The organism is Azospirillum isscasi (assembly GCF_030849505.1).
GTDB classification, from domain to species: domain Bacteria; phylum Pseudomonadota; class Alphaproteobacteria; order Azospirillales; family Azospirillaceae; genus Azospirillum; species Azospirillum isscasi.
The window spans coordinates 1-15,663 of sequence record NZ_JAUJFI010000063.1; the positions used below are offsets into that span (position 1 = coordinate 1).

Sequence of the window (15,663 nt, forward strand, 5' to 3'; positions counted from 1 at the left end):
CTCACCGGCCGCATTCTCTTCAAACGGAGAGAATCACGACCGGCAAGCCGGGCATAGCCTTTTTCCGCGGCCTGCTAAGGCCTGCAAGCCCTACCGCGCCAAGACCAAGGGCAAGGTCGAGCGGTCCTTCCGCTACGTGCGCGAGGACTTCTTCCTGGCCCGCACGTTCCGCAACCTCGACGACCTGAACGCCCAGTTCACCCAGTGGCTGGACCGGGTCGCCAACGTCCGCCTGCACGCCACCACCCAGCGCGTCGTCGTCGAGCATTTCGCCGAGGAGAAGGGGCACCTCAAGCCCTTGCCGGCCGGCCCGTTCAACAATCACCACGAGGCCTACGTGGATTGGGAGGAGTTCGAGCGCAACCAGACCCTGCTCGCCACCAACGCCTACGGCCGGGCCGGCGGCGCAAAATCGGGGCGTGGAGGCCGCGCCCTGCTGATCGGGGTCCTGAGCTGTGCCCGGTGCGGACGGCGACTGACCGTGTCGTATCGCGGCCGCCAGCCCAGCCAAGCCATATACCGTTGCGAACGTCCTCACCAGATACTGGGACTGCCACGATGCCTCGGGTTCGGGAGTTCCCGGGTGGACGAGGTGGTCGCCGGCGAACGTCTCCGAGCCGTCGAGCCGATGGCGATCGAGGCCGCGCTGGAAGCCGAGCGGAGGCATATGGAACACCAAGCCGAGCGACGGCGGCTGGCGGAGCTGGACCTGCAGAAGGCGCGCTACGAGGCGGCACTGGCGGAACGGCGCTATGCCGCCTGCGATCCCGACAACCGGCTGATTGCCGCGCAGCTGGAAAAGAATTGGGAAGCGGCACTTCGGCGTGTCGAGCCCTGCGAGGCGCGGGTCGCGTCCGTGTCGGCTCCCGTTCCGGTGGCCGACGCTCCGGATTTCGCCGGACTGGCCGATGATCTGCAGGCCGCTTGGAACGCGCCGACGGTGACCACCAGGGCGCGCCAACGTCTGCTCCGGACCCTCACGTCAACATCATCGCCGACGTCGACGAGGCGGCGCGCGAAGTCATCCTCACCATCCACTGGCAGGGCGGGCAGCACTCGCAGCTGCGTCTCACCAAACCGAAATCCGGCGAGCACGGCTGCCGGACGCCGGAGGAGGCGATGGCGGTGATCCGCAGTATGGCGACGCGCTGGTCGGATGCGGACATCGCCGCGCAGTTGAACCGGATGGGCATGCGCACCGGGCAAGGAAAATCCTGGACCGTACACCGCGTCGGCTCTCTGCGACGGGTTCGTGGCATTCATGCCTACCGGTCCGCGGAGAAGGATGGCGGATGGTTGACCCAGTATGAGGCTGCGGCGGCGCTCGGCATTTCGCGCCACCGCCTCGTCCGCCTCATCAATGCCGGCCTGATCGTCGCCGAGCAGGTGGTGCCCGGCGCTCCCTACCAGATCCGTGCTTCGGACCTTCAGGATCAGCGTCTCCTTGCCGCGGTTGGACGCAAAGGCGAGCCGTGCCGCCTCAGTTCCAAGGATCAACTTTCAATGTTTCCAGACACTTGAAAAAGAGGGGCATAATGAACGCACCATCGCCTGCTTCTTCCAGGCGTTGATCAGCGTCTGGTGCACCCCGTGCTTGGCGACCAGTTGCGACACCGTCAGCTCGCCCCAGATCGCCTCCAGAGCCACCTTCGCCTTAAACTCCGCCGAATACCGCTTCCGCTTCCCCGTCATCGGGTCCGTCCTTCATTCTGGGCGAACCAAGCTTATCCAACTGTCCGGAGAACGGGGACCATCTCAGTGCGCCATGGTCCGCGGCGGCGGATTACCTCGGTCTTGTAGAGGCCGTTGTGCGCCGGCCAACTCCGCGTTGATCGGCGCTCCATCGCCAAGCTACTCTTGGCCGCCTGAGCAAGCCCAGCCGGATGTCTCAAATCCGGGCCGCGGTTTATTTTCTCGGGGAAGGTCGAGGGAGACGGATTGATGGTCACGATCGACGAAGCCTTGACCATCGCGTTTGCCGATCATCGCGCCGGCCGCGTCCCCGAGGCGGCCGCGCTGTATCGCCGGATCCTGGATGCCGATCCGAACAACCCTAACGCCTTGCACCTGCTTGGGATGACCGAGTGGCAGGCCGGCCAACTGCCCACGTGCCTGGACCTGATTGGGCGCGCGCTTCAGCTCAATCCCGGCTGGATCGAGGCCCGCGTCAACCGGGCCACCATCCTGGACAACGCCGGACGCCCTGCGGAGGCCGCCGCCGAGTGGCGGCGGCTCACCCTCTTCGATCCGGGCCTTCCGCTGGCTTGGCGCAATCTCGGCGACGCCTTCCAAACCCAGGGCGATGCCGGGGTGCCGCGGGCGATCAACGCCCTGCAACGCGCCGCCTGCCTCGATCCCAATCTGGCCGAGGTTCATCACGATCTGGGGGTGGTTCTCCGTCGCGCCGATCGGCTCGACGAGGCGGTGGAAAGCCTGCTCCGCGCGATCGCGGTCAAGGCCGATCTGGCATCCGCCCACATGAACCTGAGCAACATCCTGCTTGAACGCGGCGATGACGCCGCGGCTCACGCCAGCCTGCGGCGTGCGCTGGCTCTCAGCCCGGCCAGCCCGGAATACTGGTACAATTTCGGCAATGCCCTGTACGCCCATGGCGATCCGCAACGGGCGTTGAAAAGATACCAGCGGTCGGCGCGGCTGGGGCTTGCCCTCGCCCATGTGCGCGTGGCAACGGCGCTGATCGACCTGGGCCGCCCGGCCAAGGCCCAAGCCGAACTGATCGAAAGCCTGCCGATCCCCGGCATCGACGTGCCCATCACCATCGAGTTGCTAACCAACATCTTCCTGCAACGCGACCGGCTGGCCGAGGGCCGGGCGTTCTTCACCCGACTGGCGTCGGCACCAATTGGCGGCGTCACCTATCGCGGGGAATGCCTGACCGCGCTCGCCGCGCTCGATCTGCGGGACGGCGTCCCCCAGGCCGCACGCGACCGGCTGGAGGCGGTCCGCGGGGACAACGGCTGGTTCTTTACCGTGAAGTCGCTGGCCGCCTTGCACGCGACCTTGGCCGATCAAGGGCTCCAACTGGTCCGCCCTGCCGCCGTGGGGGTGGATGGCCGACACCGGCCCCCGCGTGTGACCTCGTCGACGCTGGCCACCCGGGGCCGCTTTGCCCACACCGTTCTGGAATACATCCTGGTTCGGCTTTATGCCGAGACGCACGGCTTCGTGTTGGAGACGCCCGACTGGGTGGGTGGCACCTTCTTCGAACTGAACGATCCGCCGCAGAGCGGTCCCCTGCCGCCGCTGCTGTTTTCCCGCCGCATCCTCAACGACTTGGTCAGCGGCACCGCGGAGCAGGCGCCGATCGCCGATCGCGACATACTCTCGCCCCTGTTCCTGTTCGAGCACAAGAAGGCGTACCGGCAGCGGGTCCAGTCATGGCTGACGCCGCGCCGGGTCTGGGCGCCGTACCTCGACCCGGCGATCGAACGGTTGCGGGCGGCGGGAAACACGGTGGTCGCGATCCACATCCGGCGCGGCGACTTCGTGACGTGCAGCTATCCCATCACCGAGACCGCCTGGTACGTCGACTGGCTGCGGGAGTGGTGGCCGCGCCTCGACCGGCCGGTGCTCTATGTGGCCAGCGACGACGTTGCGGCGGTCCGCCACGCCTTCGCAGCCTTCCGTCCGTTGACGCGGGCCGATGTCGTGGAGGAGTGGGCGGGGTTGGACTTCCTTCAGGATTTCCATGTGCTGATGAACGCCGACGTGGTCGGCACCAGCGCCGCCAGCGGCTTCAGCGTTCTTGCCGCCCGCCTCAACACCCGCGCCCGCCTTTTCGTCGAGCCGGACGTCGCCGCCCGCCGCATCCGGCCCTTCGCGCCCTGGACGCCGTGATGCTTTGACGCCGCCCGCCACGGGTCACGGGCGGGAACGGGCGAGGGCTTGGAGAGCGGCGCGGACACGGCCGACGACGGGCGCCCACTCGCCGCGCCGGTCCTGGCGGAACAGGCGCATGCTCGGGTACCACGGCGTGCACAGTCCCCGGTCCAGCCAGCGCCAGTCGGGCGAGAAGGGCAACACCGTCCAGACCGGACGGCCGAGCGCCCCGGCCAGATGCGCCGGCGCCGTGCAGGAACTGATGACGAGATCCAGGTTGTCCATGATCGCCGCGGTGTCGGCGAAGTCGGCGATCTCCGCGCCGAGGTCCGTGAAGGACGGCGGCAGCGGCCCGCAGGTCTCCAAGTCCTGCCGTCCGGCCCCCTTCTGCAAGCCGAAGAACGCGACACCCGGAACGTCCAGCAACGGGAGAAACGCCTTCAGGCGGGGCGAACGGATATGGTCGGCCTTGAATCCGGGGTGTCCCGCCCAGACCAGCCCAACCCTGAACCCGCGCGGCGGCCCCATGCGCTTTGCCCAGGCCGCCGCCAGCGCCGGCTCGGCGCGCAGATAGGGGATGTCGGCGGGAATGGTGTACAGCGTGGTGCCGAGCCGGTGCGGAAGACTGGCCAGAGCGACATGTGCGTCGTGCGGCGGCGGCGTATCGAACCGGCCGATCACGCCCTCAATGCCCGGCATGGAAGAGAGCAGGCGGACGGCCTGGGTGTTGCATTCGAGGAAGACGCGCACGCCCCGCGCCTGAAGCTGCGGGGCGAAGCGGGCGAACATGATCGTGTCGCCCACCCCCTGCTCGTCGTGGACCAGCAAGGTCCGGCCGGCGAGGTGCGAGCCGTCCCAGAGGGGGGAAGTGAAGCTGCGCCGGGGCGACGGGAAGTCGGCCATGCGCGAACGCCATTCGTACTTGGCGAACCCCTCTTCGAGTTCCCCCTTGAGCAGCAGCCCGAAGCCCAGCGCAGTATGGGCCTCCGCCAGGGACGGGTCGAACCTGACGGCGATTCGCGACAGGGAGATCATCTCGTCGACCCGCATCAGGTCGCGGGCCGCGAGTCCTAGGTTGAGGTGGGTGTGCGCGGAGTCCGGCTGGATCTCGATGGACCGCCGGAAGCAGGCCACCGCCTCGTCGAGCCGCCCGAGATCCTGAAGCGTGACGCCAAGGTTGTTGAGGATGCCGGGATCGCCCGGCGCGAAACCGAGCGCGCACCGGTAGTAGCGGACCGCCTCCCCGGCCCGGCCGAGACGGCGGTGGGCCATGCCCAGGTTGGCGTAGGCGGCCGCCGACGACGGTGTCATGCCGAGGAGCGCCATCAACTCCTCGATCGCCTCCTCGGCGCGGCCGTCCAGGATGAGCGCCTGCGCAAGCAGCAGCCGCTGTTCGGTCAGCAACGGCTTGAGGCGCAACAGCCGGCGCAACGCGGTCGCGGCATCGCCGTGCTTGCCCTGGTCCGACAACACGTTCGCGAAGTTGTTGAGCACGTCGCCGGAACCGGCGTCCAGCACCAAGGCCCGCCGGCAGCAGGCCAGAGCCTCGTCGCGCCGGCCGAGCCGCCGCAGCGCGCTGGCGAGGTTGGAGAAGCAGGCCGTGTTGTCGGGGGCGGAGCGGATGGCCTGCCTCATCCAGTCCACGGCCTCCGTCGGCTTGCCGCCCTGAAGCGCCAGCGCGCCCAGGAGATGCAGGGCATCGGGATGACGGGGGTGATCGGCAAGAACCCGCCGATACGCGCTTTCCGCTTCGGCCAGCCGGCCGGCACCGTGATGGGCGAGGCCCGCCGCGACGAGCGCGGCTGGGTCGGGTCGATCGATGGTGGCTTTGGTGGGGAAGGCCATGCGTCCGTGCTTTGTCCGTGCTTTCGGGGGGCGATCAGATCAGGACCGGGGCTGCCCAGGGATCGTAAGAGAGCAAGGCCCGGCGCGTCGGCTCCGGCCGATGGAAACCGCCGGCGTTGCGGTTCAGCATGGTCGCGACGAAGGAGAAGGAGCTGTTGGAAATGGCGACCCGATCGGCGTGGCAGAGGACGTGGAAATCGGTGAAGAACTCGGCGCCGGCAATCGGCTCGGCAAGATCGCAGCCGGTGACGGGGCGGTAGGCGGCGAATGCCCGCACCTGGGTGGGGTCGTCGGTCGCGATGAACAGGAGCGGACGGTCAAGCGTCGGCCAAACGGCCTCCAGCCAGTGCAGGTACCAGGACACCGGAGCGATCCAGAACCGTCCCCAGCCGAAATCCCCGCGCCGGAGGTGCAGCGCCACGACGGTGCGGCCGGCGTCGCGCAGACGGCCGAGCAGCGCATCCGCGTAGGGTTGAAGGTGGCGGCCCGGCGAGAACAGCGCGCGGAACTCTTCTTTGAAAGGCGCCAGAGGTGTCGTATCGCCGCAGAAATAGCCGGACACGTCGCGGTCCGCCAGCACCGCGGCTCGTTCGCCAAGGAGGGAGGCGGTCAGGGCGGCTTCCCCGTCTGCCTCCGCCACGCGCGGCAGCGCCGGGCCGGGCAGGGGATCGTCGTGGTCGTACAGATGGCGGCCGAGCCATGAGGGAACCTCCAGGGTGAGGCCGTGCCTGGCGGCGTAGAGGCGCAAGACGCCATACTGGAGAAGCTGGTTGCCGAACCGCCCGTTCCGTCCGAGGGCGGTCGAGGCGAGGCGGCGGCCTGTCCCCCCCGCCGGGGCGGGGAGCGGCGGCGGCCCCCACCGGCGCGTCAACAGGGTCACCGCACGGCGCGTGAAGGCCTCGCCGAAACCGGGGTTGCAGTGGATCGCCCGCTCCCAGGCCACCAGCGCCTCGTCGAGGCGGCCAAGCGATTCCAGAGCCCCGGCCAGCGCCACGTGACCGCTGTACAGGTCGGGGCTGAGCCGCAGCGCCTGGCGGGCATGCTCCGCCGCGCCCGCTCCATCGCCGAGGCCCAGGGCGGCGTCCGCGCAGTCCGCGTTGAGATCGGGCCGCGCCGGGGCCAGCCGGAGCGCCCGCCCCAGGTCTCGCCACCCCTGTTCGGCATGCCCGAGCCGCCGGTTCGCGCGGCCCAGCAGACACTGGGCGTTGGTGTGGCCCGGCTGGAGCACCAGGGCACGGCGCAGCCGGGGGACGGCCTGAGCATGGGCGTCGATGTCCAACAGCATGGAGCCGAGATTGCACCACGCGCCTGCCGCGTCGGGATGAAGGCCTGTTACCGCGCGGAAGGCGGTCAGCGCAAGCGTGTCGCGCCGAAGCCGGTGCGCAAGCAATCCCAACTCGAACCAGGCTTCGGTGCGACCGGGGTCCTCGATGGCTGCGCGGGTCAGCGCGACGATGGCGCGGTCGAGCTGCCCGGCCTGGATAGCGTCCTTCCCTACGGCGACGAGGTCGATGGCGCGCGGGGTGTCCTGGCCTTCCGAAAGGGCCGCTACGGGGGCCGCAGAGGAACCCTCAGGCGGATCTTCTCCCCCCTGAGCCGTGAAGAATGGCGGTCCGTTCCAGCCACCGTCGCGGAGAAGCGCGGATCGCTTGGCTCTCAACGCGTGGATGCGGCGCTGGGTCAGGATCTCGATCGCTACGAAGCGGGAATCGGGCGGTGTTGGTTCCGCCGGCTTGGCGGCGCCGGTCATCGTCAGGCGCTGCCGCGCCAGGGCATTGTCCGCCCGCATCGTGTAGTGGACTGTCTTCTCCGCAATCCGGATTCCGCCGAATATGCTGTGGAGCGCCCGGCCATAGGCCACGTCGTCGGCCACGGCCGGATGGAACGGCGCCTCCTCCGGGAAGCCGCCGATCATGTCGTGGCAGACGCGCCGTACGCAGAGGTTGCAGGGGTAGCTCAGCTCCGACGCCTCCCTCCACTCGGGAGTAACCTCCTGGTCGATGGTGTCGAAGTGCATCCCGGTGCGAACGAACCCGGCGTCGGGGTTGTGGTCCAGCGCCGTTGCCGTCAGCACGAGATGCCGCTCGAAAAAGTAATCGTCGGCGTCGAGGAACCAGACGTACCGGCCAAGCCCGGCGGCGGCACCGATGTTGCGCGACCGGCCCGCTCCCTGGTTGCGGTTGTTCGCGATCAGCGCGACGCTCTGCTCCGGATGTTCGCGCGCCCAGCGCAGGACCCGCGACGCCGTCTCGTCGGGGGAGGCATCGTCTACCACGCAGACATGGACCTGCGACCGCGTGTCCCGCGCCGCCTCGCGGTAGACGCGGGCCGCCGCGGCAACGCTGTCGAGCGCCCGCTCGATGGTGTCCTCCATCCGGTGCGCGGGAATCACCACGGTGCCGAGAAAGTCGGTGTCGGCCTTGTGGCGTGCGATCCCCCGCAAGGCGACACCCAACCCGCAATCCTCGAAGCCCGCGGCCGCATGCAGCCGTTCGGCCTCCGCGTCGCGGCCCTGGATCAGACGGACGATGCCCAGGGTGCGGGCAAGGTCTCCCTGCGGCGGCACGATGCGCGCCAAGGGTTCCAGCAACGCCGCCGCCTCGTCGGCCGCCCCTGCCTGCACGCGCGACAAAGCCCGGCTGGCGGCAAGCCTCAGGGGTTCGCCGATCTGCCGGCCGAGCGCCTCAAGGTCGCCGTGCAGGCGGGCCGCCCGGACGAACAGCCCGATCGACCGCAGGCCGTCGCCCACCGCGCGGGCGGTGCGGGCCGCATGCTGCCATGCGACCGCATCCGCCGGATCGATCGCGAGCGCCCGCCGGTAGGGCGGGACGCCGTCGGCGTCCGTGGTATCCCGCGCCATCCCTACGCCACCGCCGTCACGAAGGTTTCGGCGAAGGCGCGCCAAGTCCGCTCGCCGCGAAGGAAGGCCTGCGCCTTGTCGGCGCGGGAGCGGGCGGCGGCGCGGTCGGTGTAGAGGGTTTCGAGGTGTGCGACGGCCTCCTCGACGGACGATTCCCCCCAACCACGGCGCCGCCCGGCGGGATCGGCCACGGGGTCCTGCTGGCGCAGGGGGAGGCAGTTGCCGTCCCGGATCAGGTCGAGGTGGCCAGTGTTGGCCGACAGGATGACCGGCACGCCGCAGGCCATCGCCTCCATGGCGACGAGGTTGGTCGCCCCTTCGCAGCGGTTCGGAAAGATGGCGGCGTGGCATTCCGCCAGAATGGCGGGGATCTGGCCGCGTCCGAGAAAGCCCATGTCGACGAAGCCCTCCGGCGGCACGCCGCAGGCCATCGCCCACTCCACGATGCGCAGCTTGCCATTGTCACCCACGGCCGGGGCGGCCGGCACCAGGGGGGACTCCGCGATGTCGGCGGAGGTGTGCGGCCAGGGGTTGTGCCACGCGGTGATCAGCAGAGCGTCGGGATGGCGCTCATGGAACCGGCGGAAGGCGGCGAGCACGATGTCCTGTCCCTTGCGGAACTCCACCTTCCCACCCGCGAAGACGACGAAGCGGTCGCCGAAACGCCGGGCCGGCGGAACCGGCGTCAGTTCGTCCGGGTCCACGCCTTGGAAGGCGCAGGCGACGTCGGGAATGCCCTGTTCGGCCAACAGGGCTCTGTTGAACTCCGAATGGACCACGAGCTGGTCGTAGCTCCGCGCACGCCGCAGCGTGACCTCGTCGAACAGGGTGTCCTCGAAGGCGATGACTCCGACGTTGCGGCTGCCGCGGAACTGGGCGGAGAGCGGACCCGCGACGAAGCCGTTGCCGAGCGCGTGCAGAACGGTACAGTCGTTGAGTGCGAGCATCCGGTTGCCCGACCGGTCGGCGATGGCGCTGATCTGCTGGTAGCCGTCCAACAGGACCTCGAGCTTTTGCCGGTTTCCCGGCCGCAGGCTGCCCAGATGTGGCTTTTCCAGCAGGAGCGGCGGCCGTCCCCAGTCGATCAGATGCAGTGCCGTGTGGACGCCGACCAGACCCCAGCCGTGAATCTCCGAAAGCTGCCACGTCAGCGCCAGGTTCTGTTCCATGCACGGCTTCCCGACGCCCACCGCTACCAACTCCGTCACGCGCCGCACATCCCTTCATGCCCATGGCCTTGGATGATAGGATAGCAGAACGCGGACGCCGATACACAGCGTGAGCCGCCGTCCAGCACGAGCCAGCATGACCGTCAAGATCGCCTTTCTCGACCCGGCGGGTGGGGACTACACGCCGGACACGCCACGCCTGCACCCTCTCGGCGGTTCGCAATCGGCCCTGTGCTACCTCGCGGAGGCGTTGGCCGCTGGCGGCCTGGAGGTCACGCTGGTCAACGGCACCCGGACAGCCGGCGGGGTGCGCGGGGTGCGCTGTCTTCCCGCCAGCGCGGTGCCCTGGGAGGGCATGCGGGCCTTCGACGTCGTGGTGCTGCTCAACGGCTGCCCGACGGATGCGCTGACCCGCCTGCGTGCGGCCCTCGACGCCGGCCAGAAGCTGATCCTGTGGATGCAGCACGCCGTCGACCAACCCGCCGCGCGATGCCTCGCGGAGCCGCAGGCGCGCGCCTGTTGGGACGGTTACGCCTTCGTGGGCCGCTGGCAGATGGACGGCTATCTCAAGGCGTTCGGCCTCGACCGCCGACACTGCCGCATCCTGCGCAACGGCATCGCGCCGGCCTTCTCCGGCCTGTTTCCGGCGGGGTCCGACATCATGGCGGCGAAGCCGTGGCCGCCGGTCCTGGCCTACACCAGCACGCCCTTCCGTGGCCTCGACGTGCTGCTCGACAGCGTTCCACGCCTTCGGGCGGCGATCCCCGGAACCACCGTCCGGGTGTTTTCCAGCCTGGAGGGCTATCAGGTCCCCGCGGACCAGGACCCATACGGCGCCCTCTACCAGCGCTGCCGCGACACCGAGGGGGTGGACTATGTGGGGGCAGTCTCCCAAGACGCCCTGGCGGAGGCGTTGCGTGACGCGACATGCCTCGCCTACCCGAACCGCTTCGCCGAGACGTCCTGCATCGCCGTCATGGAGGCGTTGGCCGCCGGATGCCTCGTCGTGTCCAGCGCGCTGGGGGCGCTTCCGGAAACCACGGCCGGCTTCGCCCGGCTGATCCCGGTCCCGCCGGACCCGACGGAGCACGCCGTCCGCTTCGCCGAAACCGCCGGCGCAGCCCTCGTCCAGTGGCGCGACGATCGGGCGACCGTCGGCCGCAGGCTCCGCGAACAGGTGGACCACGCCACCACCGCAATGACCTGGGCCGGACGGGCCGGGGACTGGCTGGCGTGGCTTGATGAGCTGAGAGGCGGCCACAGGAGTGGCACCGGACCGGGCAAGGCGAAGGCGGCCGTCACCACCGATCTGGCCGAAGCACAGCAGCGCCTGCTGGGCGCGCTGGGCGGCCACCTGAACGCCCGCCCGCATGACGGGGATGATCACGCTTGGCGGGCGGAGGCGCGGGCACTGATCGCGCTCGTCGAGCATTCCCTACGGCTCGACCACAACACGGAGGAGAACCGGTCGGCCATCTGGACGACGCTGCGGGGGTTCGACGCCTGGTTCGCCTATGTCACGACGCTGTCGGACACGCCGCCGCCCGCGGCACCGCCCGCCGGGGGGCGGCGGCTCTACGACTGCTTCCAGTTCTGCAACGAGCTGGACCTTCTGGAGGTGCGGCTCGCCGAGCTGAACGCGGTGGTCGACCGCTTCGTCCTGGTCGAAGCGACCTTTACCCACGCCGGTGAACCCAAGCCCCTCCACTACGCGGAGAACCGCGCGCGCTTCGCGGCCTATGCCGACAAGATCATCCACGTCGTCGTTGACGATGATCCCGGCGGCTTCGCATGGCAGCGCGAGGCCCACCAGCGCGACGCGATCACCCGCGGGCTCGACGGCTGCGGCCCGACGGACATGATCGTCGTCTCGGACGCCGATGAAATCCTCCGGCCCTGGGTGATGGAGCGGCTGCGCCGGGAGCCGGACGACGGACGCTCCCTGTTCGCGCCCCACCTCGACATCTTCCTTTATTTCCTCGACCTTAAATCGCCGGACCCCTGGGTGTCGGTGGCCGCTGCGCCTTGGGAGCTGATCCGCCGGATCGGCGCCAACCGCGCCCGCTACCTGACCAAACTGGGGCATGGGCGGGTCGTCCCGGACGCCGGCTGGCACTTCACCTGGATGGGCGGCATCGAGCGCTTCCGCGCCAAGCTGCAAGCCTTCGCGCATCGCGAGATGATCGCGGCGTTCGATCAGGACCCGGCGGCGAACCGGGAACGGCTGGAGCGCTTCTACGCGACCGGACGTTTCGACGGCGGTGCCGTTCCCGGCATGTGGACGTCCCTCGCGCCCGTCCCTATCGACGCCGGCTTTCCCCGGCTGATCCGCGAGCGGCTCGACCATTTCCGCGATCTCGGCTGGATTTCGCCGGACGCCAGACCACCGAACCAGGCGGAGCCGGCGGCAAAGCCGCTCGCGGAACCGGTTGCGGAATCCGGGTCGGACCGCCATCGTGCCGTTGCCCTCGACCCGGTGTCCATCGACGCGCTCCATGCCCTGGCGATGGACCTGCTTGGCCGGAACGCGCACGAGGAGGCGATCGGGCCGCTTCGCCACTGCGTCGTCCTCGATCTGTCCGGTACTTTCCACCGCTTTCATCTCGCCCACGCGCTGCTGATGAGCCAACGCCACGTTGAGGCGGAGAGCGTGCTGCGGGACCTGATCCGCCTCGTGCCCGACGACCATCGCGCCCGGGCCAACCTGGGCATCGCACTCAAGAATCTGGGGCGGCACGACGAGGCGGTCGGCGCCGGCCGCCGGGCGCTGGTGCTGGCCCCCGCCGAGCCCGGCGTGCTCAGCAACTTGGGGCTCGCGCTCTCCCTTCGGAGCGGGGGGGACGAAGAGGCGGCCCGCACCCTGCGCCGGGCGGTGGCGATCGACCCGGACTTCACGTCGGCCCGGCTGAACCTCGGCTTGGCGTTCAGCAAGCTGCGGCGGATCCAGGAGGCGGAGGCCCAGTGCCGCCACGTCATCGAGCGCGATCCCGGCCACGCCGAGGCGCACACCTTGCTGGGCATCTGCCTTCTGCTCCGGGGCGAACTGGAGGCGGGGTTCCGGGAATACGAGTGGCGCACCCATCTGGCCGACCGCCAGGTCACGCCGCGCGGTCTGCCGACACCGGTCTGGAACGGCGGGAATCCGGACGGCCTCACGATCCTGCTGCATGACGAGCAAGGGCTCGGCGACGGAATCCAGTTTGTCCGCTACGCGCCGTTGTTGCGCCGTCTGGGTGCCCGCGTGATCGTCGAGTGCAATGACCTGCTCGTCCGCCTGTTCGCCACGCTCCCCGGCGTGGACGCGGTGGTCGGACGGTCCGCCGCGCCGCCACCGCATGACGTGCATTCCGCGCTGCTGAGCCTGCCGCACCGGTTCGGCACCACACTGGCGACCGTCCCGGCCGAAGTTCCCTACCTGCACGCCGAATCGGAACGGGTCGAATTCTGGCGGCGGCGGTTGGGTCCGCGTCCGGCGGCGGCGCGGTTGCGGGTGGGGTTGGTGTGGGCCGGCAACCCCGCCTTCAAGGACGACCGAAGGCGCTCGCCGGGGCTGGAAGCCCTGCTGCCGCTGCTTGGCGTGGAGGGGGTCGCGTTCGTGGCTCTGCAGAAGGGGGCAGGGCGGCAGGATCTGGAAACCTGCGGGCCGCTGCCGCCGTCCTTCACGGACCTCGGTGCGGAGATCGCCGACTTCGCCGACACCGCGGCGATCATGGCCAACCTGGACCTTGTCATCAGCTCCTGTACAGCGCCGGCGCATCTGGCGGGGGCGCTCGGACGCCCGGTCTGGACGGTGCTGCCGGACATCGCCGACTGGCGCTGGCTCGAGCGGGGCGATGCCACCCCCTGGTATCCGACCATGCGCCTGTTCCGGCAAGTTGCGTCGGGCGACTGGGCATCCGTCGTCGCCGATGTGCGGGCGGCGCTGGTGCGGGTCGTGGCTACAGGGGCGGCACCGTGAAGGATTCCGGTGGCAGGCCGGCGGCGTGCCGTTCCCACATCGTCTGGTAGGCGCGTTCTAGATTCCGGGTGAAGCGGGGGCTATCGAACAGAGGGGCCGTCGCCCGCGCAGCGGCAAGGTGGCGCCGGAAGCCGGCGAGCATTGCCGGATCGCCGGCCAGCCGCACCGCCAGCGCCTCGTAGCCGTCGAACGTGGTGGTGACCGTCTCGGGAAGGCCGACGGCGTTCAGCAGGCCGGTGGCGACGCGGGACGCGAAGGTTCCGCCCATCCGCGTCACCACCGGCACGCCCATCCACAAGGCGTCCGAAACGGTGGTGTGGCCCGTGTAAGGAAAGCTGTCGAGAAACAGGTCGGCCAAACGGTAGCGGGCGAGGTGCTCGGTCTGCGGCTTGTGGGGCGCGAAGATCAGACGTTCGGGATCGACCCCGCGCCAAGCCGCCTCGCGCCGGAGGTTGCCGGCGCCTTCCCGGCCGGCGTGCTGCAACCACAGCACGCTTCCCGGGATCCGCGCCAGAACGCGCATCCACACCCCGAACATCGAAGGGGTGATTTTGAACGCTGCGTTGAACGCGCAGAAGACGAAGCCGTCCGGGGGCAGGCTGCAAGCGGCGCGGTTCGGCACGGGCGCGTCCAGCGGCCGGCGCCGGTCGTTGGCCTGATAGGAGTCCGGCATGATCACCAGCCGCTCCCGGTAGTAGGGCTGATGGTCCGGCGGCGTGACGAAGCGGTCACCGATGACGTAATCCATGGCGTCGCCGCCCATCGTCCCCGGATAGCCGAGATAGGCGACCTGAACCGGCGCCAACCGGCGCGCCAGAAGATCGAACCGGACATGCCGCGTGTAGCCCTTCAGATCCACCAGGATGTGGGCGCCATCGGCCGCGAGCATCGCCTGCACCTCGTCCGGATCGGACCCGCGGATGTCGCGGAAGGTGTCGAAGGCGGCTTCCAGCCGGCGGCGCGTCGGGCTGCCGTCGTCGGGACCGTAGGAGTAGGCGACGACGCGGAAGCGGTTGCGGTCGTGAAGTTCGAAAAGCTCGGCCGCCAGATAGGCGGTGGCGTGCTCATGGAAGTCGGCGGAGAGGTAGGCGACGGTGAGCCGGTCGTCGGCGCCGAGGGGGCGCGCCGCTGGAAGGGCCGCGACGGCTTGCGGCATGGCCGCCGGTTGCACCACCACGCGGTGGAAGTGGCGGGCGGCGCGGTTCTGCTGCGCCGCGCTGGTGTCGATCAGCAGGGTGAGCAGCGGCAGGGCGATTCCCCGGCCGGTGTCGATGACCGCCAGCACCTGCCGGCACAGATCGTCGTACTCGCTCCAGTCGCAGTGCGACAGGGCGGCAAAGAGCTGGTCGTCAAGGGATTCGGAGCGGCTGGGGTCGAGCCGGTACGCCCGCCCGTAGGCGGCGGCGGCCGCGCCCAGTTCGCCCTCATCGCGCAGCGCGTGGCCGGACTCGCGCCACGCCTCGGCGTCGTCCGGCGCCTGCGCGACCGCCCGGCGATGAACGGCGCGTGCCGCCGCCATCCGGTCCAACTCGCGGAGCATCGCGCCCAGAGCGGTAACGGGTCCGGCGCCGGTCTGTCCAGGGGCCAGCCGGATCGCCCGCGCCTGAAGCGCCGCCGCCTCGGCAAGACGGCTACGGCGCCGCAGCAGCAGCGCCAGATTGAAGCAGGCTTCGGCCAGATCCGGCTTCAGGGCGATGGTGACCGCCAAGCGGCGGTGCGACTCCTCGATCTGCCCCAGCGCGAACGCGGCGACGCCCAGCAGGAACGAGGCGTCATGATGGTCGGGCCTGACGGCCAGGATCGCGCGGCACACCGCGCTGCAATCGGCGTGCCTGCCGTTCTGATGCAGCGTCAGGGCGTAGCCCAGCGCTTCGGCGGGAGACGCAAAGTGCCGGGCCGTGCTCATGCTTTCACCTCGGTGCCGCCGCCCCTCCTTGTGCCGCTCCGGGGCGAGGGGCATCCACGGAGGCGTGCGGAGCGTGAATTCATCG

At 69.8% G+C, this 15,663-nt stretch carries 7 protein-coding genes and 2 pseudogenes; 4 read left to right on the forward strand and 5 right to left on the reverse strand.

What is annotated here, in order from left to right:
- Positions 1 to 76 precede the first annotated feature (76 nt).
- Positions 77 to 319, forward strand: a pseudogene (locus QSG27_RS14285) (integrase core domain-containing protein); the annotation flags it as partial.
- 800 nt (positions 320 to 1,119) lie between these two features.
- Entirely contained in the window at positions 1,120 to 1,521 is a 402-nt protein-coding gene (locus QSG27_RS14290; protein ID WP_306707192.1) for a hypothetical protein, read from the forward strand.
- A 24-nt stretch (positions 1,522 to 1,545) separates the two neighbouring features.
- On the opposite strand, the pseudogene QSG27_RS14295 reads toward QSG27_RS14290, so the two are convergent.
- Positions 1,546 to 1,692, reverse strand: a pseudogene (locus tag QSG27_RS14295) (transposase); the annotation flags it as partial.
- Positions 1,693 to 1,941: 249 nt separating this feature from the next.
- Here QSG27_RS14295 and QSG27_RS14300 point away from each other — a divergent pair.
- Positions 1,942 to 3,858, forward strand: coding sequence for a tetratricopeptide repeat protein (locus QSG27_RS14300; protein ID WP_306707193.1), 1,917 nt, complete (start codon positions 1,942 to 1,944; stop codon positions 3,856 to 3,858).
- 24 nt (positions 3,859 to 3,882) lie between these two features.
- Here the strand turns inward: QSG27_RS14300 and QSG27_RS14305 are convergent, their stop codons facing one another.
- The 3 genes from QSG27_RS14305 to QSG27_RS14315 are packed head-to-tail and all read right to left on the reverse strand — an operon-like array spanning position 3,883 to position 9,714.
- Complete coding sequence (locus QSG27_RS14305) at positions 3,883 to 5,685, reverse strand: tetratricopeptide repeat protein (RefSeq protein WP_306707194.1); 1,803 nt, start codon at positions 5,683 to 5,685, stop codon at positions 3,883 to 3,885.
- 34 nt (positions 5,686 to 5,719) lie between these two features.
- Positions 5,720 to 8,545 carry a glycosyltransferase gene (locus tag QSG27_RS14310; protein WP_306707195.1) on the reverse strand — a complete coding sequence of 942 codons (2,826 nt, stop codon included), beginning with the start codon at positions 8,543 to 8,545 and terminating at the stop codon, positions 5,720 to 5,722.
- A gap of 2 nt (positions 8,546 to 8,547) precedes the next feature.
- Positions 8,548 to 9,714: a glycosyltransferase family 4 protein gene (locus tag QSG27_RS14315; RefSeq protein ID WP_306707196.1), complete on the reverse strand. Its 1,167-nt coding sequence runs from the start codon at positions 9,712 to 9,714 to the stop codon at positions 8,548 to 8,550.
- Positions 9,715 to 9,850: 136 nt separating this feature from the next.
- Here QSG27_RS14315 and QSG27_RS14320 point away from each other — a divergent pair, with 136 nt between their 5' ends.
- Positions 9,851 to 13,672, forward strand: a complete 3,822-nt coding sequence (locus tag QSG27_RS14320; RefSeq protein ID WP_306707197.1) for a tetratricopeptide repeat protein — start codon at positions 9,851 to 9,853, stop codon at positions 13,670 to 13,672.
- Here the strand turns inward: QSG27_RS14320 and QSG27_RS14325 are convergent.
- Positions 13,653 to 15,578, reverse strand: a complete 1,926-nt coding sequence (locus QSG27_RS14325; RefSeq protein ID WP_306707198.1) for an O-linked N-acetylglucosamine transferase, SPINDLY family protein — start codon at positions 15,576 to 15,578, stop codon at positions 13,653 to 13,655. The two genes, QSG27_RS14320 and QSG27_RS14325, sit on opposite strands and share 20 nt — an antisense overlap.
- Positions 15,579 to 15,663: the final 85 nt, after the last annotated feature.

What these genes read in the sequence shown, in the direction of transcription:
- QSG27_RS14290 (WP_306707192.1), top strand. Translation starts at nt 1,120, where the DNA reads ATGGCGGTGATCCGCAGTATGGCGACGCGCTGGTCGGATGCGGACATC.
- QSG27_RS14300 (WP_306707193.1), top strand. Translation starts at nt 1,942, where the DNA reads ATGGTCACGATCGACGAAGCCTTGACCATCGCGTTTGCCGATCATCGC.
- QSG27_RS14305 (WP_306707194.1), bottom strand. Translation starts at nt 5,685, where the DNA reads ATGGCCTTCCCCACCAAAGCCACCATCGATCGACCCGACCCAGCCGCG.
- QSG27_RS14310 (WP_306707195.1), bottom strand. Translation starts at nt 8,545, where the DNA reads ATGGCGCGGGATACCACGGACGCCGACGGCGTCCCGCCCTACCGGCGG.
- QSG27_RS14315 (WP_306707196.1), bottom strand. Translation starts at nt 9,714, where the DNA reads ATGGAACAGAACCTGGCGCTGACGTGGCAGCTTTCGGAGATTCACGGC.
- QSG27_RS14320 (WP_306707197.1), top strand. Translation starts at nt 9,851, where the DNA reads ATGACCGTCAAGATCGCCTTTCTCGACCCGGCGGGTGGGGACTACACG.
- QSG27_RS14325 (WP_306707198.1), bottom strand. Translation starts at nt 15,578, where the DNA reads ATGAGCACGGCCCGGCACTTTGCGTCTCCCGCCGAAGCGCTGGGCTAC.